Origin of the sequence: Aeromonas sp. QDB18, assembly GCF_027705325.1 — a bacterium.
Classification (GTDB): domain Bacteria; phylum Pseudomonadota; class Gammaproteobacteria; order Enterobacterales; family Aeromonadaceae; genus Aeromonas; species Aeromonas caviae.
In genome coordinates, this window is the sequence record NZ_JAPDBQ010000008.1 from 35,554 (window position 1) to 61,346 (window position 25,793).

The 25,793-nt window shown below is 63.9% G+C and carries 20 protein-coding genes and 4 pseudogenes; 17 read left to right on the forward strand and 7 right to left on the reverse strand.

From position 1 onward, the window contains the following. Positions 1-48: 48 nt before the first annotated feature. The 4 genes and pseudogenes from ribD to glyA form a co-directional block, all read right to left on the reverse strand. Entirely contained in the window at positions 49-1,158 is a 1,110-nt protein-coding gene (gene ribD / locus OKC30_RS02905; protein WP_160837305.1) for a bifunctional diaminohydroxyphosphoribosylaminopyrimidine deaminase/5-amino-6-(5-phosphoribosylamino)uracil reductase RibD, read from the reverse strand. Positions 1,159-1,435: 277 nt separating this feature from the next. After that, a complete protein-coding gene (gene nrdR / locus OKC30_RS02910; RefSeq protein WP_010675395.1) occupies positions 1,436-1,885 on the reverse strand; it encodes a transcriptional regulator NrdR in 450 nt (149 codons plus the stop codon). Positions 1,886-2,019: 134 nt separating this feature from the next. Further along, a pseudogene (locus OKC30_RS02915) lies at positions 2,020-2,452 on the reverse strand (hypothetical protein). A gap of 87 nt (positions 2,453-2,539) precedes the next feature. After that, on the reverse strand, positions 2,540-3,793 hold the full coding sequence (gene glyA / locus OKC30_RS02920) for a serine hydroxymethyltransferase (protein WP_010675397.1): 1,254 nt from the start codon (positions 3,791-3,793) through the stop codon (positions 2,540-2,542). Positions 3,794-4,132: 339 nt separating this feature from the next. Between glyA and OKC30_RS02925 the strand changes: the two genes are divergently transcribed. Then, the gene (locus tag OKC30_RS02925; protein ID WP_160837307.1) at positions 4,133-4,420 is read left to right on the forward strand and encodes a hypothetical protein; all 288 of its coding nucleotides are present in this window, start codon (positions 4,133-4,135) and stop codon (positions 4,418-4,420) included. 28 nt (positions 4,421-4,448) lie between these two features. Here OKC30_RS02925 and torS read toward each other — a convergent pair whose 3' ends face one another. Then, positions 4,449-7,268: a TMAO reductase system sensor histidine kinase/response regulator TorS gene (gene torS, locus OKC30_RS02930; protein WP_270698052.1), complete on the reverse strand. Its 2,820-nt coding sequence runs from the start codon at positions 7,266-7,268 to the stop codon at positions 4,449-4,451. 70 nt (positions 7,269-7,338) lie between these two features. On the opposite strand from torS, the gene torT reads away from it, so the two are divergent. Next, positions 7,339-8,391, forward strand: a complete 1,053-nt coding sequence (torT, locus tag OKC30_RS02935; RefSeq protein WP_160838484.1) for a TMAO reductase system periplasmic protein TorT — start codon at positions 7,339-7,341, stop codon at positions 8,389-8,391. Positions 8,392-8,413: 22 nt separating this feature from the next. After that, positions 8,414-8,818, forward strand: a complete 405-nt coding sequence (locus OKC30_RS02940; protein ID WP_160838482.1) for a GFA family protein — start codon at positions 8,414-8,416, stop codon at positions 8,816-8,818. Positions 8,819-8,838: 20 nt separating this feature from the next. Here OKC30_RS02940 and torR read toward each other — a convergent pair whose 3' ends face one another. Continuing rightward, a complete protein-coding gene (gene torR / locus OKC30_RS02945; protein ID WP_025201259.1) occupies positions 8,839-9,552 on the reverse strand; it encodes a two-component system response regulator TorR in 714 nt (237 codons plus the stop codon). Between the two features lie 155 nt (positions 9,553-9,707). On the opposite strand from torR, the gene torC reads away from it, so the two are divergent. From torC to OKC30_RS03005, 13 genes and pseudogenes are all read left to right on the forward strand, one after another. Continuing rightward, the gene (gene torC / locus OKC30_RS02950) at positions 9,708-10,874 is read left to right on the forward strand and encodes a pentaheme c-type cytochrome TorC (RefSeq protein WP_160838480.1); all 1,167 of its coding nucleotides are present in this window, start codon (positions 9,708-9,710) and stop codon (positions 10,872-10,874) included. A gap of 27 nt (positions 10,875-10,901) precedes the next feature. Further along, entirely contained in the window at positions 10,902-13,394 is a 2,493-nt protein-coding gene (gene torA, locus OKC30_RS02955) for a trimethylamine-N-oxide reductase TorA (RefSeq protein ID WP_160838478.1), read from the forward strand. 98 nt (positions 13,395-13,492) lie between these two features. Further along, positions 13,493-14,161 (forward strand): molecular chaperone TorD, encoded by a 669-nt coding sequence (gene torD / locus OKC30_RS02960; protein ID WP_160838476.1) that lies wholly within the window; start codon positions 13,493-13,495, stop codon positions 14,159-14,161. A 7-nt stretch (positions 14,162-14,168) separates the two neighbouring features. Further along, positions 14,169-14,537 (forward strand): hypothetical protein, encoded by a 369-nt coding sequence (locus OKC30_RS02965; RefSeq protein ID WP_043762278.1) that lies wholly within the window; start codon positions 14,169-14,171, stop codon positions 14,535-14,537. A 106-nt stretch (positions 14,538-14,643) separates the two neighbouring features. Continuing rightward, positions 14,644-15,030: pseudogene (locus OKC30_RS21490) on the forward strand (PAS domain-containing protein); the annotation flags it as partial. A 96-nt stretch (positions 15,031-15,126) separates the two neighbouring features. Then, positions 15,127-16,428, forward strand: a pseudogene (locus OKC30_RS02970) (putative bifunctional diguanylate cyclase/phosphodiesterase); the annotation flags it as partial. 175 nt (positions 16,429-16,603) lie between these two features. After that, complete coding sequence (gene acs / locus OKC30_RS02975; protein ID WP_048207056.1) at positions 16,604-18,550, forward strand: acetate--CoA ligase; 1,947 nt, start codon at positions 16,604-16,606, stop codon at positions 18,548-18,550. 283 nt (positions 18,551-18,833) lie between these two features. Then, complete coding sequence (gene aroQ, locus OKC30_RS02980; RefSeq protein ID WP_039040307.1) at positions 18,834-19,283, forward strand: type II 3-dehydroquinate dehydratase; 450 nt, start codon at positions 18,834-18,836, stop codon at positions 19,281-19,283. A 36-nt stretch (positions 19,284-19,319) separates the two neighbouring features. Continuing rightward, positions 19,320-19,781, forward strand: coding sequence for an acetyl-CoA carboxylase biotin carboxyl carrier protein (gene accB / locus OKC30_RS02985; protein WP_010675405.1), 462 nt, complete (start codon positions 19,320-19,322; stop codon positions 19,779-19,781). 15 nt (positions 19,782-19,796) lie between these two features. Then, positions 19,797-21,137, forward strand: coding sequence for an acetyl-CoA carboxylase biotin carboxylase subunit (gene accC / locus OKC30_RS02990; RefSeq protein WP_010675406.1), 1,341 nt, complete (start codon positions 19,797-19,799; stop codon positions 21,135-21,137). Between the two features lie 269 nt (positions 21,138-21,406). Next, a complete protein-coding gene (locus OKC30_RS02995; protein ID WP_039040309.1) occupies positions 21,407-21,655 on the forward strand; it encodes a YhdT family protein in 249 nt (82 codons plus the stop codon). Then, positions 21,645-23,102, forward strand: coding sequence for a sodium/pantothenate symporter (panF, locus tag OKC30_RS03000; RefSeq protein ID WP_160838472.1), 1,458 nt, complete (start codon positions 21,645-21,647; stop codon positions 23,100-23,102). Before OKC30_RS02995 ends, panF begins: the two co-directional genes overlap by 11 nt. Positions 23,103-23,189: 87 nt before the next feature. After that, positions 23,190-24,614: a PTS transporter subunit EIIC gene (locus tag OKC30_RS03005; RefSeq protein ID WP_270661834.1), complete on the forward strand. Its 1,425-nt coding sequence runs from the start codon at positions 23,190-23,192 to the stop codon at positions 24,612-24,614. Here the strand turns inward: OKC30_RS03005 and OKC30_RS03010 are convergent, their stop codons facing one another. After that, positions 24,615-25,487, reverse strand: coding sequence for a LysR family transcriptional regulator (locus tag OKC30_RS03010; protein ID WP_160838468.1), 873 nt, complete (start codon positions 25,485-25,487; stop codon positions 24,615-24,617). A 100-nt stretch (positions 25,488-25,587) separates the two neighbouring features. Here OKC30_RS03010 and OKC30_RS03015 point away from each other — a divergent pair. After that, positions 25,588-25,719, forward strand: a pseudogene (locus OKC30_RS03015) (zinc-binding alcohol dehydrogenase family protein); the annotation flags it as partial. Positions 25,720-25,793: the final 74 nt, after the last annotated feature.

A 25,793-nucleotide genomic window follows, 5' to 3' on the forward strand; every position in this document is an offset into this window, starting at 1 on the left:
ACCTTGCTGATGACGGGGGCGACGGATGCCCCCGTGAACATTGAAAAATCAGGCTATTTTCGCAGTGATGCGAATATCCTGGCCAAGCATGCGCACATCCTTGAGGTTGAGTTTGGGGGCCTGGAACAGCCGGGTCAGCCCCGGCAGATGGAACAGGCCGCGCCCCTCATCCCCCATCAGTTTGGGCGCCTGATAGAGCACAAGCTCGTCCACCAGCCCCTTCTCCAGCAGGGCGCCGCACAGCCGTGGCCCCGCCTCCACCAGTACCGAGTTGACGTTCTGTTTGGCCAGCAGCATGAACAGACTGACCAGATCCAGCTTGCCATCCAGCAGCGGCACTTCCAACTGCTGCACCCAGGCGGGCCACTCACCGGATGCCTTGTGGCGGGCCAGCAGTACCGGGCTCTCGCTCTGGAACAGGGGCAGATCCGGGGTGAGCCGGTTTTGCGAATCCACGATGACCCGCAGTGGCTGGCGCAGGGTCTCTTTGGGATAGACCGCCTTGACCGAGGGGGGCAGATCGTCCCAGCGCACGGTGAGGGAGGCGCCATCCGCCAGCACGGTTTCGGCGCTGGAGAGGACTGCATCGTGACGGGCCCGCAGCCGCTGCACGTCCCGGCGCGCCTCCGGAGAGGTGATCCACTGGCTCTCGCCACTCGCCATGGCGGTGCGACCATCCAGGCTCGCCCCCAGCTTGACCGTCACCAGCGGAAACGCGGTGCGCATCCGCTTGAAGAAACCGGGATTGAGGGCCTCGGCTTCCGCGGCCAGCAGGCCGAAATCGGTCTTGATCCCCGCCTCGGAGAGCATCCGCAGGCCGCGCCCGCCCACCTGGGGATTGGGATCCACCATGGCAGCCACCACCCGGGTCACCCCGGCCTTGATGAGCGCCTCGGCGCAGGGCGGCGTGCGACCATGATGGGAGCAGGGCTCCAGGGTCACATAGGCGGTGGCACCGCGGGCCTCTTCCCCTGCCGCGTGCAGGGCATAGACCTCGGCATGGGGCTCACCGGCCCGCTTGTGCCAGCCCTCCCCCACCACCACGCCGGCCTTCACCAGCACGGCGCCGACGCAGGGGTTGGGAGCCGTGGTGTAACGGCCGCGCCGGGCCAGTTCGAGGGCCCGGCTCATCCATTGGTAATCGTCTTGACTAAACATCCGGGCTCCTGTGTCCAGCAACCTGTCCCCCGTGGCACGGCCATCCGATGGGACAAGAAAATAGGGTGTACGCGCTTGCAGCACGCCTTATCGGGCAGATCGGCCATGGCATCTGACGCCATGGCGACGGGCACACACATCGCAGGATGCGGCCGCACGCCCTCATACTTTTTCACCAGTGCAACGATGCGCTATCTGGATGTCTCACTGGTGTAACAACTGGCGCTGCCGCAACGGCAGCCCCTCTCTTATTCACATAAGGAGCGACAGGCCGACGTTACTTCTCCAGCTTGGCGATCTCTTCCCCGAATTCGCGAATGTCTTCAAAGCTGCGGTAGACGGAGGCAAAGCGGATGTAGGCCACCTTGTCCAGGCTCTTGAGCTCATCCATCACCAGATTGCCCACCAGCTGGGAGGCCACCTCCCGCTCACCGGTGGCCCGCAGGCGGGACTTGATGTGGTTGACCGCCTTCTCGATGGCCTCCATGCTCACCGGCCGCTTCTCCAGCGCCCGCAGAATGCCGGCACGCAGCTTGTCTTCGTTGAAGGGCTCGCGGGAGCCGTTGGACTTGATGACGCGGGGCATGACCAGTTCGGCCATTTCGAAGGTGGTAAAACGCTCGTGACAGAGCAGGCATTCGCGACGGCGGCGCACCTGATGGCCCTCGGCCACCAGACGGGAATCGATCACCTTGGTATCAACGGCACTACAGAAAGGGCAATGCATCTGACCTCCGGCGTGGATGAAAATGGGCGCGGGCCCCGGGGGCTGGCGCTAGGCCGGCCAGTGTAACACGGCCATCCAGAACCGGTAAAAGCCCATGAAAACAAGGGACAACCAGCCAGACCTTCGGGCAGGACTCAGTCGTCATAGGGCAACGCCTCGGGGTCGCAATCCTGGTAATCGGGGGCAGGATCCGCCGCGAACCGGCGAGCAGCCACATGGCTGTGACCCAGCATCAGCGCCTTGCCCACCCGGTGCATGCCATCCATCACCCGGCCGGCGCTGTCCAGCAGGATGGGATAGGCGAGATCCGCCGCCATCATGAGCTGGCAATGCGCCACCACGCTGTGCACCGTGGGCGTGGCGTCGCCATGGCCGTACCAGGTCGCGGTCAAGCTCGGCAATCTCGCCGAGTGCCACCGCCTGCACCGGCAGGTTGCGGCTCAGCCGGATCAAGCGGCGCACATCCCAGGCCAGCAGCCCCTGTTCGCTGGCGCGAAAGTGGTACTGGGTTCGAACCGTCTGCCGCAGTGACGCCTCCAGCGCGTCCTCTTCCATGTCATCGCACATGATCACCTCTGTCTCATCTTGCCAGACGCTGCAAAAAACAATGCCACCCGAGGGTGGCATTGGTCTTCAACCTGAAGGTCAGGCTGATTATGCGTAGACCGGGAAGCGGCGGCAGATGTCCAGCACCTTCTCGCGCACGGTCGCCAGCACTTCTTCGTTGTCGTGGCTGTCCAGCACGTCGCAGATCCAGTTGGCCAACTGGATGGACTCGGCTTCCTTGAAGCCGCGGCGGGTGATGGCCGGGGTGCCGATACGCACGCCGGAGGTCACGAACGGGGAACGCGGGTCGTTCGGTACCGAGTTCTTGTTGACGGTGATGTTGGCCTTGCCGAGGGCTGCATCGGCATCTTTGCCAGTCAGCTCGCGACCGATCAGGTCAACCAGCATCAGATGGTTGTCGGTACCGCCGGAGACGATCTTGTAGCCGCGCTCGATAAAGGTCGCCGCCATGGCCTTGGCGTTCTTCACGACCTGGGCCTGGTAGGTCTTGAACTCGGGCTCCAGCGCTTCCTTGAAGGCCACTGCCTTGCCGGCGATGACGTGCATCAGCGGGCCGCCCTGACCACCCGGGAAGACGGCGGAGTTCAGCTTCTTGTACAGATCTTCGTCGTCGGCGGCGGAGAGGATCAGACCACCGCGCGGACCGGCCAGGGTCTTGTGGGTGGTGGAGGTGACCACGTGGGCGTGGGGCACCGGGTTCGGGTAGACGCCAGCGGCAATCAGACCGGCCACGTGGGCCATGTCCACGAACAGGTAGGCACCGATCTTGTCGGCGATTTCGCGCATGCGGGCCCAGTCGACGATGCCGGAGTAGGCGGAGAAGCCGCCGATCATCATCTTCGGCTTGTGCTCAACGGCCAGGCGCTCCATCTCGTCGTAGTCGATCTTGCCGGACTCGTCGATGCCGTAGGGGATGATGTTGTACAGCTTGCCGGAGAAGTTGACGGGGGAGCCGTGGGTCAGGTGACCGCCGTGGGCCAGGTTCATGCCGAGGACGGTGTCGCCCGGTTGCAGCAGGGCCATGTAGACGGCGCTGTTGGCCTGGGAGCCGGAGTGCGGCTGCACGTTGGCGTAGGTGGCACCGAACAGCTCTTTGGCGCGCTCGATGGCCAGGGTTTCAACCACATCCACATACTCGCAACCGCCGTAGTAACGCTTGGCCGGGTAGCCTTCGGCGTACTTGTTGGTCAACTGGGAGCCCTGGGCTTCCATGACGCGGGGGCTGGTGTAGTTCTCGGACGCAATCAGCTCGATGTGCTCTTCCTGACGACGGGTCTCGTCTGTGATGGCCTGCCACAGCTCTGGATCATAGCCGGCGATGGTCATGTCACGTTTCAACATCCGTTTATCTCCTGAAAATCGTTTGCGCGATAGGTGAAGTGGGCCCGCGCATTGTAACGTGAGCTGGATCAAAGAGACAGTCCAACCACCCAAAAAATTGTTTATAAAATGTAAAATACGTCGCAAATCTCGAAATCCGCATGGCCTCCAGGTTCGAGCCATCCGGCACTCACCCAGCGGTTCCCGATTCGCCCCTCTCCCCCGCGCAGGCCGCAAAACCGGGGCCAGATCAAGGTTGCAGCGGTTATTAACAGATAACATTTTATTGAGCGTCGCATCCGCCCGGCCCGATGCGGCACACGCCATGCGTTTTCATCCCGGACCACAAGGGGAAACACCATGATGGATCACCTGATGCTGTTCTTGATTGTCGCGGTCTTCGCTCTCTTCTACTGGGTCTATTACACCGGCAGCCGCAAGGGGGCCTGCGTCACCCGCTGGGAGTCGCTGCCCACCCGGGAGCAATACCTGGCGGCCCACCCCGGCGCCACCGATGGCGACATCGTCTTTTGCATTCATTGCGGTCACCACCAGCAGCTGGAAGTCGGTCTGGTGCACCAGCTGGATTACCGGCGCCAGCACATCTGCCCCCGCTGCAAGCAGGAGCTCTATCGCAACGCGGAATAGCCCCTGAGAGCGGGCGCCACGGGATTGCTTATGCCGGCGGCAGGTGCCGCGCCTGCCACGACTCTAGACCGGCCATCGCCTCGTCAAAGTACATGGGCAGCCGTGCCGGGTCACCGCCCCCCTCCTCCACGGCGGCGCACTGCGCCGCGAAGGTGCCCAGCCCGAGCGCCAGGGCGCTCCCCTTGAGCTTGTGGGCCAACGCCCGCCGCGCCTCCCCCTCGCTGCTTGCCAGTTCGGCCACCAGGGCCGCCCCCTGGGAGGCAAACAGTCCGATCAGCTGGCGGATGCGCGGGCCGCCCAGCAGGGCCAGATCCGCCTCCAGTATCGGGTTCGCCGCCTCCGGAGCACTCCCGGAGTCGCCCGGCACGTCCGGCATCTCCCCCCCGTCTTCCCCCTGATACAGCCGGTCGATGGCCGCGGCCAGGGCCGCCAGCCGTACCGGCTTGCCGACAAAGTCGGCGAACCCGGCGGTGAGGCAGGTGCGCACGTCCTCGGGGTACATCTGGGCGGAGATGGCGATGGCGGGCAGGCCGCAGCCATGCTCCTCCTCGCTGATGGCCACCAGATCCTCGCGCAGGGTCGGGCCATCCATGTCCGGCAGGTTGATGTCGAGCAGGGCCAGCTCGAAGGGACGCTCGGTCACCCGCGCCAGCGCGCTGCGCCCGTCCTCGGCCAGGGTGACCCGGTGGCCGAGGCGCGTCAGCATGCCCTGGGCCACCAGCCGGTTGATCTCGTTGTCCTCCACCAGCAGGATCTCCCGCGGCTGGCCGAGGCGCACCGGCTGGGCGCTGGCCGGCAGCTGGGCTGCCGAGCGCTGCAGCGGCAGGCTGAAGCTGAATTCACACCCCTGCCCCGGTTCGCTGGAGAGCGTGAGCTCTCCCCCCATGGCGGCCACCAGCCGGCGGCTGATGGCAAGCCCGAGCCCCGTCCCCCCCTGATGCCCCATGTCCCGCTTGCGCTGGTGGAAGGCCTCGAACACCGCCTCCTGCTCCCCGGACGGGATGCCGGGGCCCGTGTCTTTCACCACGAAACGGATGCAGGGCTCGGCGCAGGGACCCGCACAGGCGAGCGGCGCCACCACCAGGGTGATGCGCCCCTCACCGGTGAACTTGACCGCATTGCCAAGAAGGTTTGCGAGCACCTGGCGCAGCTTGCCCAGATCCCCCTCCACCACGGGGGGGAGCGAGGGGGCGAACTCCAGCACCAGCGTCACCCCTTTCGCGTCGGCCCTCGGCCCGAACAGGGCGATCAGCTCCTCGGCCAGCGGGCGCAGGGAGAAGGGCTCGCGGCGCGCCTCCACATGGCCCGCCTCGATCTTGGAGTAGTCGAGAATGTCGTTGAGGATCTCCAGCAGGGATTCACCGCTCTGCTCGATGGCGGCCAGGTAGCGCTGCTGGGTCTCGCTAAGATGGGTATCCTCCAGCAGGGTGAGGCCGCCGAGGATGCCGTTCATGGGGGTGCGAATTTCGTGGCTCATGGTGGCGAGGAACACCGACTTGGCCCGGTTGGCCTGCTCCGCCTCGGCGCGAGCCAGCCGCTGTTTCTCCACCTCCTCGTTGAGGCGCGCATTGGCGTGGCTGAGCTGCTCCGTGCGCTCCTCGACCCGCGACTCCAGCTCCCGCTGGTAGCGGCCAAGCTCGATGGCGTTGTCGCGAAACACCTGCAGCGCCCGCCCCAGCTCAGCCAGCTCGTCGCGCCCCGCCTCCCCGACCGGCGTCAGGGGCGCCAGATCCCCCCTGGCCAACCGGCTCATCCCGGCGACCGCATGCTGCAACGGCCAGACGATGCGACCATAAACCATGCGCCACATCAGCAGGATGAGCAGCACCAGGGTAAGCAGGCCGATCACCATCAGGGCCTGCTCCAGCAGCTTGAGGCGCTGGCTCAGAGCCTGCTGGCTCTCTCCCAGAGAGTCCTGGGCCTGGTTCACCAGGGTGCCGACCTCGCGGTTGAGGCTCTCCATCAGGGCCTCGTTGGCGGCGGCTAGCACCCGCAGCGCCTCCCCCTTGCCGAGCCAGTCGCTGCGCAGCTGCACCAGTCGGTCGCTCTGCTCCAGCACGGTCAGCGCCTGCTCCACCGCCTGGCGACGGGCCGGATCCGTCACCGCCCCGGCGCGCAGCCGCAGGATGGCCAGCTCACGACGCACCTCCTGCAGCAGGGTCAGCAGCCCGGCCTGCCGGTCGCTGCGCCAGATCTCCTCGATGCGCTGCTGCTGCATCAGGGTGCGGTGGCGCAGCTCCGTCATCTGCTCCAGCCAGTCGAGATCCTGCTCCAGCAGCCGATCGATCGCCCCATCTGCTGGGCGCCCCTGCAGCGAATAGAGAGAGCCGAGCCCGGCCACCATCACGGTTTCGGCGTTCTCCACCTGGCTCCTGGCCAGCTCCGCTACCTGACCGGCGGCCGTCACCAGCCGGGAGCGCAACGCGCCTCCTTCGGCCATCAGCGTGAGCCGCTCTCCCACCAGCCAGCCCTGCTGGCCCAGGTTGCCGATGATGGTCTGGCTGAGGCGATGCAGCTCGTCAGACGCCGCCTTGCCGCCACCATGGCCCAGTTGCTCCAGCACGTGCTGCATCTGCTGCCCCTGCAGGGTGAGCAACCGCCCCTGATGCTCCCGCTCCCCCTCGCTGGTCGCGGAGGCCAGCAGGTGGGAGGAGCTCTGGATCTCGCCGCCGAGCCGCGCCAGGGTGCGGGCCAGCTCCTGATCCGCCAGGGTCTGCTGCACCCCCTGCTCCAGCTGGCGCAGGTGGCTGAGGCCGAACCACCCCAGCAGGGAGGCCCCCAGGGTCAGCAGCGCCATCAGGGAGAAGGCCAGCAACAGCTTGCCGCCCAGGCCGGAAAAGATTCTCACGGGAAGTACCTTGGTTGTGGTCGACTTTGACCGGATAATATGGCCCCACACTTTAACAAAACCCCCGGCCATGCGAAGCGTCTGTCTCTCCCTGTTGCTCATCCTGCTCCCGGCCTGCGTCCTCGCCTTCGAGGTGGATCACTGGCCGGACGGTGCCTTCGGCGGCAAGCCGGCCCGTTTGAACTGGCAAGGGCCCGTCCCCGTTACGCGCCCACTGACCCTGTGCGCCCTCTATCCCCACCTGCGCGACGCCTACTGGCTGTCGGTCAATCAGGGCATGGTGGAGGAGGCAAAACGGCTCGGCGTGACGCTGCGCATCCACGAGGCGGGGGGCTACGGCGCCCTTGCCGAACAGCGCCAGCAGTTGCAGCAGTGCGTGAGCGAGGGGAGCGATGCCATCCTGCTCGGCGCGGTGAGCTACGACGGGCTGGACGAGGCGATCGGCGCCAGCCCGCTGCCGGTGTTCGGCCTGGTCAACGATCTGCCCGCCGGACTGGTCAAGGCCAAGGTGGGGGTCTCCTGGTATCAGATGGGCTGGCAAATTGGCCACTGGCTGGCACTGCGCCACCCTGCCGGCAGCCCGCCGGTGACGGTGGCGCTCTTTCCCGGCCCGCAGGCGAGTGGCGGCAACAACTTCGTCGAGCCCGGCTTTGCTGCAGCCATCCAGGGCAGCGCCATCAGGCTGGTGACCACGGCGCGCGGTGACAACAGCCGCGAGATCCAGCGCACCCTGGTGCAGCAGACCCTGGCCCGCCACCCCGACCTCGACTATCTGGTGGGGGGCGCCATCGCCGCCGAGGTGGCGGTCAACGAGCTGGCGCAGCGCCAACTCGATCGTCCCAAAGTGCTGAGCACCTACTTCAGCCACGGGGTGCAGCGCGGCCTGCGCCGGGGCAAGGTTCTGGCCGCCAACAGCGACCAGATGCGCCAGCAGGGGCGCCTCGCACTGGCCCAGGCAGTCTGCCTGCTGCAAAGTCCCGAGGCCGGCGAGCAGCAGTGCCCGCGGGTGATGGGGCCCCCCATCCTGACCCTGGAGGCCCCCCTGGCCAATCCCGCCGATTCGCTGTCCGATGGCACCTTTCGCCCCGTCTACCGGGTCGGCGTCGACGCCAGCGGCAACTAACCAAGCACTCAAGGAGATAGAGATGAACACATTGCATGCGAGCTGCCTGTGCGGCGCCGTGGCCCTGACCCTGCCAGATCAGTTCGACTACATGGGCAACTGCCATTGCTCCGAATGCCGCAAGTTTTCCGGGGCGGACTACGCCTCCGTCGGCGGGCTGGATGGCGACAAGGTGGCCATCGTGAAGGGGAGCGAGGCCATCAGCCGCTACCAGAAATCGGACGAGACCAGCCTCGCCTTCTGCCGTCACTGCGGCTCCAGCCTGTTCAGCCAGAAGCGCAGCACGGGCAAGATCAATCTACGGCTGGGGATACTGGACGAGGCGCCGAGCCAGACGCCCGCGTTTCACATCTTCGTCGGCTCCAAGGCCCCCTGGCACCAGATAGGGGACGACTGCCCGCAGTTCGACACCCGGCCATCGGCCTGAGCGCCTCGCAAAGCTGAGGATCAGGCGGCCAGCTCGCCGGCGAACAGGTAGCCTTCCCCGTGTACGGTGACGAACAGTTGCGGGTCACGGGGGTCTTGCTCCATCTTGCCGCGCAGGCGGCGGATCAGCACGTCTATGGTGCGATCGCTCGGGCCGTCGCCCCGGTGGCTGGTGAGGGCCAGGATCCGCTCCCGGCTCAGCACCCGCCCGGCGTTGGCGATGAAGGCCACCAGCACCTCATATTCTGCCTTGGTCAGGCGCACCGGCACCCCGTCACGGCTGAGCTGGCGGCGGGGAATGTCGAAGCGCCAGGGGCCGAAGCGCACCGCATCGTCGGCCACCGCCGGCTCACTCGGCTGGGCTGCGGCCAACGAAATGCGCCACAGCAGGTTCTTGACCCGCACCAGCAATTCCCTGAGCTCAAACGGCTTGGTGACATAGTCGTCGGCCCCCATCTCGAGACCCACTATCCGGTCCACCGCATCGCTGCGGCCAGTCACCAGGATGATCCCCACCGTGCTGCGGGCGCGCAGCTCGCGGGTCAGCAGCAGGCCATCCTCCCCCGGCAGGTTGATGTCCAGCATCACCAGGGCCACCTCCTGCGCTGCTAGCACGGCCCGCATCTCCTGGCCGTTCTCGACCGCGGTCACCCGATAGCCCTCCCGCTCGAAATAGCCGGTCAGCTTCTCGCGGGTCACGGCATCGTCTTCAACAACCAGAATGTGGTGGCTCATGGGCAGGGTCCGCAGGGTTCGACAGAGTTCAACATGGGAGGATTATTCTATTCATAATTTTTCATAAATACCCCTATTTCGTTAATTTTCGGCGGCAGCCCTGTTCACAACGCCTCCCTATCATGGCCTCCATCAAAAAAGTGATGTGAGAGAACATGATGAAAAAACTGTGGCATTTCCTGCGCACCCCCAGCCGCCGCTGGTCGGTACTGGCGCTGGTGCTGGCGGGCGTCGGGGTCACCCTGGCCGGCAGCGTCGGCCTGCACTACGGCTTCGAGAAGACCAGTACCCTCGAGTTCTGCATCTCCTGCCATACCATGAAGGACACCGTCTACCCCGAGTACAAGGAGTCCATCCACTTCAAGAATGCCTCCGGCGTCCAGGCCATCTGTACCGACTGCCATCAGCCGAAGGACTTCGTCGGCAAGGTCGCCCGCAAGATGGAGGCGGCCAACGACCTCTATCAGCAGTACATAGGCCACAGCATCGACACCCAGGAGAAGTTTGAAGACAGGCGTCTGCACCTGGCCGAGAAGGTGTGGGCCCGCATGAGCAGCCAGAACTCCAAGACCTGCAAGTCCTGCCACAGCTACGACAACATGGACCACGCCAAACAGTCCCCCGCCGCCGCCCTGGCGATGAAGGATGCCGCCGCCAAGAACATGAACTGCATCGAGTGCCACAAGGGCATTGCCCACGAGCTGCCGAACATGGCGGGCGGCTTCCGTGCCACCTACGCCACCCTGGCAAGCGATGCGCAAGAGGCACCGGCCGCCGAGACCCTCTACACCCTGGGCGAGAAGGATCTCTACGAAAGCGAAGAGAGTACCGAGCCGGTCGGCAAGCTGCTGCCCGCCTCCCGCATCGACGTCGTGGCCCGCAGCGGCGATCGCCTCAAGGTGACCATCGAAGGCTGGCGCGAAACCGAAGGCAAGGGCCGGGTGCTGAGCGAGTACATGGGCAAGCGGGTCTTCGTGGCCACCATCCGTGACGAGCTCAGGGCCAACGAGCAGATCCTGAAACAGGAGACCGACAGCGCCACCCATATCAAGTGGGAACAGGTACAGGTGCAGGCCTGGGTCGATGGCAAGGGCCTCGAATCCTCCCTCAAACCGATCTGGGATTATGCCGGCGAGATGTACAAGTCCACCTGCAACTCCTGCCACGCGGCGCCGGATCCGGCTCACTTCACCGCCAACGGCTGGATCTCGGGTCTCAAGGCCATGTCCGCCTACTACCGCCTGAGCAAGGAAGAGGAGCGCACCCTGCTCAAGTACCTGCAAAACCATGCCGCCGATACCGGTGGTCAGGGCAGCCACTAATTCCGGATTCGAGAAAGGAATAACAAGATGATCAATATTTCCCGTCGTGGTTTTCTGGGTGGCTTGCTGGCCAGCGGTGCCAGCGCCCTGATCGGCCCCTCCCTGCTCGGTCGCGCCGTGATGGCCGCCGAGTCCGGCGACAAACTGGTGCAGTCCGGCTCCCACTGGGGTGCCTTCCGCGCCCGTGTGGTGGGCGGCCGCTGGGTCGAGACCCTGCCGTTCGAGCATGACAAGCATCCGACCGAGATGCTCAAGGCCCTGAGTGAAGTGGTCTACAACCCCTCCCGCATCCGCTACCCCATGGTGCGTCTGGACTGGCTGCTCAAGGGCCACCAGTCCGACACCCACGAGCGCGGCCAGAACCGCTTCGTGCGGGTAACCTGGTCCCAGGCGCTGGACTTCTTCTATCACGAGCTGGAACGGGTGCAGAAGACCCATGGCCCGAGCGCCCTCTACGCCGGTCACTCCGGCTGGCAGTCGGTCGGCAAGCTGCACTCCGCCGGCGCCATGCTGGGCCGCGCCATGAATCTGCACGGTACCTATCTGGCCAAGGCCGGTGACTACTCCACCGGCGCCGCCCAGGTGATCCTGCCCCACGTGGCGGGCGCCATGGAGGTGTACGAGCAGCAGACTTCCTGGCCCCTGGTGCTGGAGCACAGCAAGACCATCGTCATCTGGGGTTCCGATCCCATCAAGAACCTGCAGGTGGGCTGGCTGGTGCCTGATCACAGCGTCTACGACTACTGGGCCCAGCTGAAAGAGAAAGTGGCCAGGGGAGAGATCAGGGTCATCAGCGTCGACCCGGTCAAGTCCAAGACCCAGAAGTACCTCAATTGCGATCAGGTGACCCTGAACCCGCAGACCGACGTGCCCCTGATGCTGGGTATCGCCCATACCCTCTACAGCGAGAAGCGTCACGACGAGGCCTTCCTCAAGAACTACACCACCGGCTTTGACAAGTTCCTGCCCTATCTGCTGGGCACCAAGGATGGTCAGGTGAAGGATGCAGAGTGGGCTTCCGCCATCTGTGGCGTGCCTGCCGAGACCATTCGCGAGCTGGCACGCACCATGGCCAGCGGCCGCACCCAGCTCATCGGCGGCTGGTGCGTGCAGCGTATGCACCACGGCGAACAGTACGCCTGGATGCTGGTGGTCCTGGCCTCCATGCTGGGCCAGATCGGCCTGCCGGGGGGCGGCTACGGGTTTGGCTGGCACTATAACGGCGCCGGTACCATCACCAGCACAGGCCCCATCATGTCCGGTTTCAGCTCCGTCATTCCCGGGGTCAAGCCACTGCACGACGGCGACTGGAAGGGCTACTCCAAATTCATCCCGGTGGCCCGTTTCGTCGACTGCATCCTGAACCCGGGCAAGCGCATCGCCTTCAACGGTCAGACCATCACCTACCCCCAGATGAAGATGGCGGTGTTCTGTGGTAACAACCCGTTCCACCACCAGCAGGATCGCAACAAGATGATCGCCGCCTGGCGCAAGCTGGAAACCGTGGTGAGCGTGGATCACCAGTGGACCGCCAGCTGCCGCTTCGCCGATATCGTGCTGCCGGCCACCACCACCTACGAGCGGGATGACATCGAGCAGTGGGGTTCCCACTCCAACGCCGGCATCCTGGCCATGCACAAGGTGGTCGAGCCGCTGTTCGAGGCGCGCGACGACTACGACATCTTCGCCGATCTGTGCCGTCGCTTCGATCGCGAGGCCGAGTTCACCGGTGGCAAGACCAAGCTGGAGTGGATCCAGAGCATCTATGACGACGCACGCCTGCAGGGCCGCGGCATCGGCATCCGCCTGCCCCGCTTCAGCCAGTTCTGGCACGGTGAAGGTTTCGTCAGCTTCCCGGCTGGCCAGCCCTGGGTACGTCACGAGTCGTTCCGCAAGGAGCCGGATCTGGAGCCGCTGGGCACCCCGTCCGGCCTCATCGAGATCTACTCCAAGACCATCGCCGACTACGGCTACGCGGATTGCCCGGGCCACCCGGTCTGGATCGAGCCTTACGAGCGCTCCCACGGCGGGCCGGGCAGCCAGCAGTTCCCGCTGCACCTGCAATCCTGTCACCCGGACAAGCGCCTGCACAGCCAGCTCTGCTCCTCCGATGCCTACCGCGCTACCTACACGGTGCAGGGGCGCGAACCTGTCTACATGAACCCGCAGGACGCCAAAGCGCGCGGGCTCAAGGACGGGGATCTGGTGCGGGTCTTCAACGGCCGCGGTCAGGTGCTGGCCGGTCTGGTGGTAAGCGATGACTACGCCCCCGGCGTGGTGCGCATCCAGGAAGGGGCCTGGTACGGCCCGCAGGAGGGCGGCAAGGTGGGGACTCTCTGTACCTATGGTGATCCCAACGTGCTGACTGCGGACATCGGATCCTCCAGCCTGGCCCAGGCCACCACGGCCCACACCGCCCTGGTGGAGATCGAGAAATTCCACGGACAGGTGCCGGCCGTCACCGCCTTCGGAGCGCCGGAATCCGCCAAGGGCATCGATCCCATGTTCCCGGCACTCTGACCCCGAAGGGACTAAAGTCCCCCTTGAGTTTCCTTTATTTTTAAAGTCGTTAGAATCGGGAGCCTCTATGGCTCCCGATTGTCATCCACGGAGGAAAAATGCAGGAATTTATGGCTACCAGCGAACGCCGGGCCGAGCTTTACTGGTGGTTTTCCACCCTGTTCGCTGCCGAACTCAGTGATGCACAGATTGCTGAATACGACACCTATGACGTGCGCAGCTTCTTGAAGAGCCTCTCTACCCTGGACCCCATGCGCGAGGCCGTGGCCGAACTCAACGATGCCATCGCCCGCCTGCTGGTGCGCCCGGATCGCCAGCTGGAGCTGGCCGCCGACTTCGCCGGCCTGTTTCTGGTGGATCCCAAGCAGGGCGCCCTGCCCTACGAGTCGCTCTATCGCGGCGAGGGCAAGCTGCTGATGCAGGCCCCCATGGCCGAGATGCAGGCGCGCCTCGATCGCCTGGGCATCAATGTCAGCGACAAGTACAAGGAGCCTGCCGATCACCTGGCCATCGAGCTGGATCTGATGGGCAACCTCATCATCCGCGCCGCCGAGGCGACCACCGCCGCCCAGCGCGAAACCTGGCTCGGCGAGCAGGAGTCCCTGCTGCACGGCCACCTGCTCGGCTGGTTCGACAAGTTCGAGGCCGCCTGCCGCGCCGCCGACCAGTTTGGCTTCTACGGCGCCAGTGCCCGGCTGCTGGGGGTATTCCTCAAGATGGATGCCAACTACCTCAGCCTGGTCAAACCGGCGCAAGCCGCCGACTAAGCCCGGCATGAAGACAGCCCTGCTCCTGATCGCATGCTGGCTGCTGGCCCTGATCCCGCTGGATCAGGGCATTACTCCCCTCGCCGCGCTGCTGCTGAACCCGGATCGGGCACTCTACGGCACCGCCCAGCTCACCGGCTTCGCCGGCATACTGCTGACCCTCTATCTTGCCAATCTGGGCGTCGAGGTGGTGCTTCGCCGCCGCTTCCAGATAGCGGGCATGCTGGCCCTGCTGGCTTCCTGGATCGACTTCATCAACAGCAGCGGCACGGAGAGTCACTGGTTGCTGCTCTACGCCATGGCCCTGCCTTTCCACCTGGTAGGCTGGCTGGTCTTCGTGCGAGGCCTTCAGGCATTTGGTCGCCAGAAAGGCTGATATCCTGTTGATTTCACGCCATTCCCCCACTTTCTTTCCCTCCTGAAACTTCATGCCATACTGACACAGTCGCGCAAATGATAAAAAAATCAATTCAGGAGCCTATATGGAAAGAGTGCTACCCGAATCGGTTCAGACACTGCATCTGTCAGGCCCGCTCACCATCCACGAATTGCAGCAGTTGTTCGATCAGGCTCCTTTTGGCATTGCCATGTTCGATCGTGAATTCAGATGCCGCGAGGTCAACGCAAGCTTTGCCCAGCTGAGCGGGCTCGCCAGGTCGGATCACCCCGGCAAGACCCTGTTTGAGATCAGCCCGGCCCGTGCCCCCATGCTGGCTCCCCTGCTGCAGCAGCTGCTTCATGGAGCACAGCGGGTCGAGCTGGAGCTGGATGACACGGGCGCCCCCCATCCCGCGTCCTCGACACGCTGGCACCTGAGCTGCGGCCCGGTGCTGGATGACGACGGCATCTTCAACGGCCTCTTCCTCATCACCCGGGATCTGCCCCTGATGCCTGCCGCCCACCCCACACTGGCGGTATCTGCCCCGGAGCTGTCCGGCCATCAGGTGCAGCAGCTGTCCCAGATGGAGGCACGGCTGCAGCACCTCTCCTATCACGATCCCCTCACCGATCTTGGCAATCGCAGCCTGCTGCAGGAGCGCCTCACCCTGGAGATCGAGATGGCCCGCCTGAACCGGCACACTCTGGCGCTGCTGTTCATCGATCTCGACGGTTTCAAACTCATCAACGACAACCTGGGGCAGAGCGCCGGTGATCAGCTGCTCAAGCTGTCGGCGGATCGCATCCGCCATTGCCTGCGCACCGGGGACGTCGCCATCCGGTTGGGGGCCGACGAGTTTCTGGTGCTGCTCCCCGACATGGGGAAACGGGAAGAGCTGGTGTGGTTGATCGAGCGGTTGCAGCAGAGGCTGCACGAGCCGGCCGACATCGGGCAGGAGCGGGTGAGACTCTCCGCCAGCATCGGCATCTCCCTCTATCCGGAACATGGCTATACCCCTGACAGCCTCATCAGTGCGGCAGACAATGCCATGCACGAGGCCAAGCGCCGTGGTCGCAACGGCTATCTGTTCCACTCCCCGGACATGACGATACAGACCAGAGAACGCATGGCCCTGGAGCAGGGGCTGCTCAAGGCCATGGAGCAGCAGCAGTTTCGTCTGCTGTACCAGCCCATGACAGATCTTGCCGATGGCAGCCTCAGCGGTCTCGAGGCCCTGGTGCGCTGGCAGCACCCCTGCATGGGCATCATCTCACCGGCTCGCTTCATCCCGGTGGCCGAGGAGTGCGGCCTCATCGAGCAGCTCGGTGCCTGGGTGATGCGCACCGCCTGCCAGCAAGGCCAGAAGTGGCTGGCAGAAGGCTTCGCGGTCCCTCGGCTCTCCGTCAACGTGTCGGTCAGGGAGATGCGCTCCCCCGACTACGTGGAGAGGGTCACCGCCATCCTGGCCGAGACCGGCTTCCCCGCCGAACGGCTGGAGATAGAGGTCACCGAGAGCATCATCCAGAGCGTTGATCACAGCCTGCGCCTCTTTACCCGCCTCAAGGCGCTGGGGGTACAGATCGCCATCGACGACTTTGGAACCGGCTTTTCCTCCTTGAGCCTGCTCAAGAGCCTGCCCATCGATCGCATCAAGATAGACAGGGCCTTCGTCCAGGCGTTGCCCGACGACAAGCACAGCCGCGAGCTGTGCCGTACCATAGTCCAGCTAGCCACCTCCCTCGGCATGGCCGTTACGGCGGAAGGGATAGAAACCCAGCCCCAGCGCCAGTTCCTGCAATCCCTGCGTTGCGAGGAGGGACAGGGCTACCTGTTCAGCCATCCCCTGCCAGAACCCCAGCTGCCTTCCCTGCTCCCCGTCCGCCATTGAGCCTTGGCCGCGCCACCACGAAAGCAAAGAAGGGAGCCCATGGCTCCCTTCTTTGCTCTCAACGTGTCCTCTCACCTGCTATCTTCGTCGCTATCCAAAAGTCTAATTGCCCTCGGGAACCAAAGGTATAAGTTGTTACTCAATCATTAAGAAAATGTATTCACAGGAGTGAGAGATGAGCGAGAGCAAGGTCTACCCGGTCAAGGCCCACATCGGCAACGGCGCCCTGCTGGACAAGGAAGGTTATGAAGCCATGTATCAGGCGTCGGTGCAGGATCCGGACGCCTTCTGGGGGGAGCAGGGCAAGATCCTCGACTGGATGACCCCCTACACCCGCGTCAAGAACACCTCCTACGATCCGGGCCACGTCTCCATCAAGTGGTATGAGGATGGCCTGCTCAACGTCTCGGCCAACTGCCTGGATCGCCATCTGAGCGAGCGCGGCGACAAGGTCGCCATCATCTGGGAAGGGGACAACCCGGCCGAAGATCGCAAGATCACCTATCGCGAACTGCACGCCGAAGTGTGCAAGTTTGCCAACGTGCTCAAAGCCCAGGGGGTCAAGCGTGGCCACATGGTCTGCCTTTATATGCCCATGGTGCCGGAGGCGGCCATCGCCATGCTGGCCTGTACCCGCATCGGGGCCGTGCACAGCATCGTCTTCGGCGGCTTCTCGCCGGAGGCGCTCTCGGGCCGCATCATCGACTCCGGCGCCTCCGTCGTCATCACCGCCGACGAGGGGTTGCGAGGCGGTCGCCCCATCCCCCTCAAGAAGAACGTGGATGAGGCCCTTACCCACCCGGATACCAAGGTCAGCAAGGTGATCGTCCTCAAGCGCACCGGTGGCAACGTGGCCTGGCACGATCACAGAGACATCTGGTGGCATGATGCGGTCAACGCCGCCAGCCCGGATTGTCCGCCCGAAGCCATGGGCGCCGAAGATCCCCTGTTCGTGCTCTACACCTCCGGCTCCACCGGCAAACCCAAGGGTGTGCTGCACACCACGGGCGGCTATCTGGTCTATGCCGCCCTCACCTTCAAATACGTGTTCGATTACCACGAAGAGGACATCTACTGGTGTACCGCCGACGTGGGCTGGGTAACCGGTCACTCCTATCTGGTCTACGGGCCACTGGCCAACGGTGCCACCACCGTCATGTTCGAAGGGGTGCCCAATTACCCGGCCACCAACCGCATGAGTCAGGTGGTGGACAAACACCAGGTCACCATCCTCTATACCGCCCCCACCGCCATTCGCGCACTGATGGCCAAGGGCAAGGAGGCTGTCGAAGGCACTTCCCGCACCAGCCTGCGCATCATGGGGTCGGTGGGTGAACCCATCAACCCGGAAGCCTGGGAGTGGTACTACCGCACCATCGGCGACGAGCGCTGCCCCATCGTCGACACCTGGTGGCAGACCGAGACCGGCGGCATCCTCATCACTCCGCTGCCCGGCGTCACCGCGCTCAAGCCCGGCTCGGCCACCCGTCCCTTCTTCGGAGTACAGCCTGCTTTGGTGGACAACCTGGGTGAGCCGCTGGAGGGCGCCACCGAGGGCAACCTGGTGATCACCGACTCCTGGCCCGGCCAGATGCGTACCGTGTTCGGCGATCACGAGCGCTTCGAGCAGACCTACTTCTCCACCTTCCCGGGTCGCTACTTCACCGGCGACGGTGCCCGTCGCGACGAGGACGGCTACTACTGGATCACCGGCCGGGTGGATGATGTACTCAACGTCTCCGGCCACCGCATGGGCACCGCCGAAATCGAGTCCGCTCTGGTGGCCCATCCGAAGATCGCCGAAGCGGCGGTGGTGGGTGTTCCCCACGAGATCAAGGGACAGGGCATCTACGCCTATGTCACCCTGATCGCCGGGGAAGAGCCGAGCCGCGAGCTGCACAAGGAAGTGAAGGAGTGGGTGCGCAAGGAGATTGGCGCCATCGCGACCCCGGACGTGATCCACTGGGCCGAGGGGCTGCCCAAGACCCGATCCGGCAAGATCATGCGGCGTATCTTGCGCAAGATCGCCACCGGCGAAACCGACAGCCTGGGGGATATCTCCACCCTGGCGGATCCGGGGGTCGTGGACAAGCTGATCCGCGAGAAGTCGGAAGCGGCGTGAGTCTCTTCCACACGTAAACAGAGCCGGCCACGTGCCGGCTTTGTTGTCTTCGGGATCCGGACAGAGCAGAGTTCGGTGGCAGGCAGGGCTTGCGGGCAAACCAGGCCAATAAATAGCCAGATGTAGAGATTAGACCAGTAAAATGCTGCTAATTTTCACGAAATCAATATAATTGCGAAATCTGTGTGTCAGGGCACACCGATTTGTGCAAAAATTGGCTAGATTTTTAGTAGTCCAAAGATAGCTGATAGATAGCAGCATAATCATCGAGGATGTACTCAATATGTCGCAACATCACCGAATCCTCCTGCTTAACGGCCCCAATCTGAATCTGCTGGGCAAGCGGGAACCGGGAATCTACGGCAGCAAGACGCTCGATGAGATCGTCGCCGATCTGACGCGCAGCGCCAGCGAACTCGGTGTCACCCTGGAACATCTGCAATCCAATGCCGAGCACGAGCTGATCGGCCGCATCCATCAGGCCATGGGCCAGGTGGATTTCATCATCATCAATCCCGCCGCCTTCACCCATACCAGCGTTGCCCTGCGCGATGCCCTGCTGGGTGTGGCCATCCCCTTTATCGAGGTTCACCTGTCAAACGTTCATGCCAGGGAGCCCTTCCGTCATCACTCCTATCTGTCTGATGTCGCCAAGGGGGTGATCTGCGGGTTGGGTGCCGATGGTTACCAATTCGCTTTAACCGCGGCCGTGCATCAGTTGCGCGCGGCTTGATAATCACTGATCAGATAAAGAAGAAAGAGAATGCTAATGGATATCCGCAAAATCAAGAAGCTGATTGAACTGGTTGAAGAGTCCGGCATCGCCGAGCTGGAAATCTCCGAAGGGGAAGAGTCCGTTCGCATCAGCCGTAATTTCTCCGGCCAGGTTAGCGTTGCCCCGCAGATGATCATGCCCCAGGCCGCAGCTCAGGTTGCCGCACCGGTTGCCGCTGCTCCGGCAGCAGCCGCTGCACCTGCTGCCGATGCCGCCCCGAGCGGTCATCTGATGCGCTCCCCCATGGTGGGCTCCTTCTACCGCTCCTCCAGCCCGGAAGCCAAGCCGTTCGTGGAAGTCGGTCAGCACGTCAATGTCGGCGACACCCTGTGCATCGTCGAAGCCATGAAAATGATGAACCAAATCGAGTCTGACAAGGCCGGCGTGATCAAAGCGATCCTGGTTGAAAATGGTCAGGCCGTCGAGTTTGACGAGCCGCTGTTCATCATCGAATAAGGGAAAATGCCACCCATGTTGGACAAAGTAGTCATCGCCAACCGCGGTGAAATTGCCCTGCGGATCCTGCGCGCCTGCAAAGAGCTCGGGATCAAGACAGTGGCCGTTCACTCCACTGCCGATCGGGAGCTCAAGCATGTGCTCCTGGCGGACGAAACCATCTGCATCGGCAAACCTGCCAGCGGTGAGTCCTACCTCAATGTGCCGGCCATCATCGCCGCCGCCGAGGTGACCGGTGCCGTCGCCATCCACCCGGGCTACGGCTTCCTCTCCGAGAATGCCGACTTCGCCGAAGTGGTCGAGAAATCCGGCTTCATCTTCATCGGTCCGCGCGCCGAGACCATTCGCCTGATGGGTGACAAGGTCTCCGCCATCGAGGCGATGAAGAAGGCGGGCGTGCCCTGCGTACCCGGCTCCGACGGCCCGGTGGACAACGATGCCAAGCGCAACGCCGCCATCGCCAAGCGGATCGGGTATCCGGTGATCATCAAGGCCGCCGGTGGCGGTGGTGGTCGCGGCATGCGCGTGGTGCGCAACGAGGCCGAACTGGCCTCCGCCATCGCGCTGACCAAATCCGAAGCGGGCCAGTTCTTCAAGAACGACATGGTCTACATGGAGAAGTACCTGGAGAACCCGCGCCACATCGAGATCCAGGTGCTGGCTGACGGTCAGGGTACCGCCCTCTATCTGGGTGAGCGGGACTGCTCCATGCAGCGCCGTCACCAGAAGGTCGTGGAAGAGGCGCCGGCCCCCGGCATCACCGACGAGATGCGCAAGTTCATCGGTGAGCGCTGTGTGCGCGCCTGTCTCGAGATCGGCTACCGCGGTGCGGGTACCTTCGAGTTCCTGTACGAGAACGGCGAGTTCTATTTCATCGAGATGAACACCCGTATCCAGGTGGAGCATCCGGTCACCGAGATGGTCACCGGCGTCGACCTCATCAAGGAGCAGCTGCGCATTGCCGCCGGTCAGCCCCTGTCGATCACCCAGCAGGACATCCGCATCCGTGGCCACGCCATCGAGTGCCGGATCAATGCCGAAGATCCGGCCACCTTCCTGCCCTCTCCCGGTCTCATCCAGCGCTTCCACGCGCCGGGCGGCCTGGGCGTGCGCTGGGAATCCCACATCTATGCGGGTTACAAGGTCCCCCCCTACTACGACTCCATGATCGGCAAGCTGATCTGCTACGGGGAGAACCGCGACGTGGCCATCGCCCGCATGCGTCACTCCCTCGACGAGCTGGTGGTGGAAGGGATCAAGACCAACATCGCCCTGCAAAAAGAGATCATGAAGGACGAAAACTTCCAGCACGGTGGCACTAACATCCACTACCTGCACAAGAAGTTGGGTCTGTAATGGCTTGAGGCCCGACCCATTGAGCACGGTGGCAGCACAGAACAGCCACCACCTGCACAAGAAGTCGGGTCTGTAATGGCTTGAGGCCCGACCCATTGAGCACGGTGGCAACACAGAACAGCCACTACCTGCACAAGAAGTCGGGTCTGCAAAGACCCCTTTCATCGGGAAATTGCACGATCCACCCGGATCGCCAACGTAAAAAAGGGCCATGGCGACATGGCCCTTTTTTGTTATTCTTGCGCCCCGCTCACTCGTCGGAGGCCACAGTGAACCGTTTCGCACTCGCCCGTCGGGAAGCAGCCTTCTGCCTGCTGCTGACCCTGCTCTACTTTGTCGCCTGGTATGGCTCGGCTTATTTCATCCCCGAGGATCTCGAGCTGTGGGACCTGCCTCTCTGGTTCCTGCTCAGTTGCATCCTGATGCCCCTGCTGTTCATCGGCCTCTGCGCCCTCATGGTGGATCGCCTGTTCGTCGATATTCCCCTGGATAGCGAGGTACCACCCCATGAATCTTGAGCTGATGCTGCCGCTCTGCATCTACCTGGTGCTGGTACTGGGGGTCGGTTTCTGGGCCAGTCGCCACCGGACCGGCGGCAACTTCATGCAGGAGTACTTCATCGGCAACCGCAGCATGGGGGGGCTGGTGCTCGCCATGACCCTGGTGGCCACTTATACCTCTGCATCGTCCTTCATCGGCGGGCCGGGTGCCGCCTACAAGGTCGGCCTCGGCTGGGTGCTACTGGCGATGATCCAGCTGCCCACCGTCTGGCTCACCCTGGGGGTGCTTGGCAAGAAGTTCGCCATCATCGCCCGCCGGGTCAACGCGGTGACCATCAACGACATGCTGTGGGCCCGCTACCAGAGCAGGGCGGTGGTCGTGCTGGGTTCAGTCACCATCATCCTCGCCTTCATCGCCACCATGGTGGTGCAGTTCATCGGCGGCGCCCGCCTGCTGGAAACGGCGACCGGCCTCAGCTATCAGCAGGGGCTCTTCCTGTTTGCCAGTTGCGTGCTGCTCTACACGGTGATCGGCGGCTTTCGCGCCGTGGTGATGACGGATGCCCTGCAGGGCATTGTGATGCTCATCGGCACTGGCGCCCTGCTGGCGGGCATCCTCATCGCCGGTGACGGGTTGCCGAATCTTGTCCACCAGCTCAAGGAGATAGATCCCAAGCTGGTGAGCCCCCAGGGGGCCGGCGACATGCTGACCCAGCCCTTCATGCTGAGCTTCTGGGTGCTGGTCTGCATCGGGGTGGTGGGCTTGCCCCACTCGGCGCTGCGCTGCTTTGGCTACCGGGACAGCAAGGCGCTGCACCGGGGCATCCTCATCGGCACCATCGTCTGCGCCCTGCTGATGTTCGGCATGCACCTGGCCGGGGCGCTGGGCCGCGCCATCCTGCCCGGCATGGACAGCCCGGACAAGATCATGCCCTCCCTGATGATGGAGGTGCTCCCCCCCTGGCTGGCCGGGGTCTTCCTGGCCGCCCCCATGGCGGCCATCATGTCCACCATCGACTCCCAGCTGATCCAGGCCTCCGCCACCCTGGTGAAAGATCTCTACCTCAATTACCTCAACCCCAGGCAGGAGAAGCTTGAGGTCCGGGTGCCGCGCCTCTCCCTGCTCTGCACCCTGATCCTGGGTACCCTGGTACTGCTGGCGGCGCTCCAGCCCCCCGAGATGATCATCTGGCTCAACCTGCTCGCCTTCGGCGGCCTGCAGGCGGTCTTCCTCTGGCCCCTGGTGCTCGGCCTCTACTGGTCCAGGGCCAACGGCCCGGGAGCCCTCGCCAGCATGGTCTGCGGCATCCTCTGTTACGGTACCTTGAGCCAGTGGGGGATCAAGCTGGCCGGTCTGCACGCCATCGTACCAAGCCTGGCCCTTGGCCTGGCGGCCTTTGTCCTGGCCAGCCTGCTCACTCCGGCCCCGGATCAGCGTGTCCGTCGATTGTTTGATCAAAATTAAGAAAAGGATCAATAAAGGAAGGCTCGCCTATTCCCAAATGGGGGCTCACGGGTAAAATGTGCGCCACGTCACAAATACCGTGCCCCCATGACAGTCCAGAACGCCAGAAAGATCCTGACCCAGTCCCTGCAGCGCCTCGGCTATGCCCTGTTGCTGCCCGTCTCAATCCTGCCCCTGGCCGCCCTGCTCCACCGGCTCGGCCAACCGGACGTGCTGGATCTCGCCGTGCTCTCCCTCGCCGGTCGCGCCCTCTTCAGCCAGATGCCGCTCATCTATGCGGTGGCCATTGCCTTCGGGTTGAGTCGCCAGGGGCAAGGAGCTCAGGCGCTCGCCGGTGCGGTCAACTTCCTGCTGCTGAGCTCGGCGCTGGGCACCCTGGTGCCCGGGCTGCATGCGGACATGATCTGCGGCCTGCTGGCCGGGCTCGTCACCGCCATGGTCTGCTCCCGGGCCCGCGCTCTGCGGCTGCCGGGCTGGTTGCGCCCCCTGCAGGAAGATCTGCCGGGCATGTTGCTCTCGGCGCTGGCCTGCCTGCTGCTGGTGATCCCCCTCTCCATCCTCTGGCCGCTGCTGGAACAGGGGCTCACCCTGCTCGCCTCCGATCTGCTCACCACGCCATTTGGCGCCTTCTGCTACGGCGTGCTGAACCGGCTGCTGATCCCCCTCGGTCTGCACCAGGTGCTGGGCAGCCTCATCGGGCTCGGGGAGAGCAACCTGCAAGCCCTCTCGACCGCCCAGCCACTGCATGAAGGCTATGTGGCCGGGCTCTATCCGGTCATCATGTTCGGCCTGCCCGGCGCCTGTTTTGCCATCTGGATCCATCGCCAGCGGATGCAGCAGCTGCCCCAGGGGGGGCTGCTGCTCACCCTGGCGCTCACCTCGGCACTGGTGGGCATCACGGAGCCCATCGAGTTCCTGTTTGCCTTCACCGCACCCTGGCTGTTTCTGGCCCATGCCCTGCTGACCGGGCTGTCGCTGGCCATCTGCAGCGGGCTCGACATCCAGGTGGGCAGCTACTTTTCTGCCGGATTGCTGGACCTGGTGCTGAGCTACCACGCCGGTCTGCACAGCTTCTGGCTCATCCCCCTGGGCATCCTCTTCTTCGTCGTCTATGCCCTGCTCTTCTCCCGGCTGCTGGAACACGCTCCCCTCAGTCTGCCGGGCAAGCCCATCGCCGAGGATCTCTCCCGGCTCGCGACCGTGGCCCCCACCGATCCCCAGATGCTGGCTATCCAGTACCTCAAGATGCTGGGGGGCATGGACAACCTGCAGGCCATGAGCGTCTGCCTGACCCGCCTCAGCCTGCGAGTTCGCGACATGGCCCTGGTGGATCAATCCTGCCTGGCCAGACTGGGCTGCCTCTCCTGGGTCGTGCTGAACGAACATCAGCTGGTGCTGGTGCTCGGCCCCCATGCCGGCCTCATCGAAGGGCAGATCCGCATGCTGGCGGAACGCCAGTCGGTCCCGCTCGGTCTCGAACCGGCTCAGGCTCCCCTTAGCCAGCACCAGTGATCAGGCAAAGGGAAGACGCTCGGCCACGAAGTCCATCAGGCTGCGAAGGGCGGGGGCCAGGTGTTCCCGGCTCGGGTAGATGAGATAGAAGGGGTTCACCGGAACCAGGAGATCCGGCAGCACCTTGAGCAGTCGCCCCGCCGCCAGATCGTCGCCGCAGACATGGGCCGGCAGCAGGCCAATCCCCCCGTCATGGAGTGCCAGCTCCCGCAGCGCCAACAGGCTGTTGCTCTGGCAGGCCCCGCGAGGGCGCCAGCCCCCCTCCTGCAATGGCCACACCGGCAAGGAGCCATGTACCAGGCAGGCGTGTCCGGCCAGCTCCGAGAGTTGGAGCGGCGTCCCGTTGGCCGCCAGGTAACCGGGAGATGCCACCAGATGGCGCGCCACCTGGCCGATGCGCCGGCAGATGAGGCTGGAATCTTTCAGCGGCGCCGCCCGCAGCGCCAGATCGTAACCTTCCCCCACCAGATCCAGCTGTTCATCGCAAAGGGTCAGCTCCAGCACCACCTCGGGGTAGAGGGCGCGAAATTCGGCCAGTATCCGACCAAGCAGCAAGGTTCCCGTGGCTTCGGGAGCAGTGATCCGCACCCGCCCTCCAGGAGCCGCGCGCAACCGCGCCATCGCCAGATTGGCGCTGCGCGCCAGTGCCAGCAGCTCCTGACAATGGGCCACATAGACCTCCCCCTGGGGCGTCAGGCTGAGCCTGCGGGTGGTGCGTTGCAGCAACCTCACCCCGAGCCGGGATTCGAGGCGCGAGATCTTCTGGCTCACCGAGGACTTGGGCATACCGAGCACCTCGGCCGCCCCGGTGAAGCTCCCCTGCTCCACCACGGTGGCGAACAGCCCCATCAACTCCAGTTCGACATTGTTCATATATTCAAACAGTCTTTACCAATTACCCATCTTAATCTTGATAATCATCCAGACTAGAGTGAGTGGCAATCCCGAACACTGCTATTTGAAAGGAAAAGCCATGAAAGCCATCGCCCTGACTCACTATCTGCCAAGCAACCACCCCCACTGCTTCATCGAGAGCGATCTACCCGATCCGGCACCGGGCCCGCGGGATCTGCTGGTACGGGTCAACGCCACCTCCATCAATCCAGGGCGGGATCGCACTTTGTTAATGAAATTTGAACAGGCAGATCGTCTGTGATCTAATCGCGTCTCCATGCAGGA

Excerpts from the sequence above, each read along its gene's own strand:
- ribD (WP_160837305.1), bottom strand. The coding sequence starts at position 1,158 with ATGTTTAGTCAAGACGATTACCAATGGATGAGCCGGGCCCTCGAACTG.
- nrdR (WP_010675395.1), bottom strand. The coding sequence starts at position 1,885 with ATGCATTGCCCTTTCTGTAGTGCCGTTGATACCAAGGTGATCGATTCC.
- glyA (WP_010675397.1), bottom strand. The coding sequence starts at position 3,793 with ATGTTGAAACGTGACATGACCATCGCCGGCTATGATCCAGAGCTGTGG.
- OKC30_RS02925 (WP_160837307.1), top strand. The coding sequence starts at position 4,133 with ATGATGGATCACCTGATGCTGTTCTTGATTGTCGCGGTCTTCGCTCTC.
- torT (WP_160838484.1), top strand. The coding sequence starts at position 7,339 with ATGCGAAGCGTCTGTCTCTCCCTGTTGCTCATCCTGCTCCCGGCCTGC.
- OKC30_RS02940 (WP_160838482.1), top strand. The coding sequence starts at position 8,414 with ATGAACACATTGCATGCGAGCTGCCTGTGCGGCGCCGTGGCCCTGACC.
- torR (WP_025201259.1), bottom strand. The coding sequence starts at position 9,552 with ATGAGCCACCACATTCTGGTTGTTGAAGACGATGCCGTGACCCGCGAG.
- torC (WP_160838480.1), top strand. The coding sequence starts at position 9,708 with ATGATGAAAAAACTGTGGCATTTCCTGCGCACCCCCAGCCGCCGCTGG.
- torA (WP_160838478.1), top strand. The coding sequence starts at position 10,902 with ATGATCAATATTTCCCGTCGTGGTTTTCTGGGTGGCTTGCTGGCCAGC.
- torD (WP_160838476.1), top strand. The coding sequence starts at position 13,493 with ATGCAGGAATTTATGGCTACCAGCGAACGCCGGGCCGAGCTTTACTGG.
- OKC30_RS02965 (WP_043762278.1), top strand. The coding sequence starts at position 14,169 with ATGAAGACAGCCCTGCTCCTGATCGCATGCTGGCTGCTGGCCCTGATC.
- acs (WP_048207056.1), top strand. The coding sequence starts at position 16,604 with ATGAGCGAGAGCAAGGTCTACCCGGTCAAGGCCCACATCGGCAACGGC.
- aroQ (WP_039040307.1), top strand. The coding sequence starts at position 18,834 with ATGTCGCAACATCACCGAATCCTCCTGCTTAACGGCCCCAATCTGAAT.
- accB (WP_010675405.1), top strand. The coding sequence starts at position 19,320 with ATGGATATCCGCAAAATCAAGAAGCTGATTGAACTGGTTGAAGAGTCC.
- accC (WP_010675406.1), top strand. The coding sequence starts at position 19,797 with ATGTTGGACAAAGTAGTCATCGCCAACCGCGGTGAAATTGCCCTGCGG.
- panF (WP_160838472.1), top strand. The coding sequence starts at position 21,645 with ATGAATCTTGAGCTGATGCTGCCGCTCTGCATCTACCTGGTGCTGGTA.
- OKC30_RS03005 (WP_270661834.1), top strand. The coding sequence starts at position 23,190 with ATGACAGTCCAGAACGCCAGAAAGATCCTGACCCAGTCCCTGCAGCGC.
- OKC30_RS03010 (WP_160838468.1), bottom strand. The coding sequence starts at position 25,487 with ATGAACAATGTCGAACTGGAGTTGATGGGGCTGTTCGCCACCGTGGTG.